Origin of the sequence: Bradyrhizobium sp. sGM-13, assembly GCF_018398875.1 — a bacterium.
Taxonomy (GTDB): Bacteria; Pseudomonadota; Alphaproteobacteria; order Rhizobiales; family Xanthobacteraceae; genus Bradyrhizobium.
The window spans coordinates 1-402 of record NZ_JAGWDK010000211.1 but is presented as its reverse complement, the minus strand read 5'-3'; the positions used below and the strand labels follow the sequence as shown (position 1 = coordinate 402).

The following is a 402-nucleotide window of genomic DNA, read 5'->3' as shown; positions in this document are numbered from 1 at the left end:
GCTGGATCGTTCCAGAGCGCTGGAAGGTCACTGGCGAGCGCCATAAGCGCCATGCGCTCGTCATCGACGATGGCGCTCGGCTGCTCGCCGCGCAAGGTCCGGATCTGATCTTCTAGTCGCGCGACCGTTGCGAGACAGTCATTCCACCGCCGTTCGAGCTCGCCAGCGACCAGCCGGTTATCGGGATCAACGGCGTCATATTGGCGACGTGCGTGCGCCGCCTCATAACGGGCCTGATCCAGGGCGAGCCCAGTTTGCCGCAGCCGCTCGCTGCCGGCTTGCTTTCGACCGGAAATCACCTCCAGCGCCGCCTCGAGCGCCAGCGGCGAGATCGCCCGCAGCACTTCCGCCGACACCGCTGCATCGATCCGCATATTGCTGAACGCGCTACACGCTTTCTCG

At 65.2% G+C, this 402-nt stretch carries 1 pseudogene; it reads right to left on the bottom strand.

The annotated features are described in order from the left end of the window. Window positions 1-374: pseudogene (locus KJQ96_RS38815) on the bottom strand (serine recombinase); the annotation flags it as partial. Window positions 375-402 lie beyond the last annotated feature (28 nt).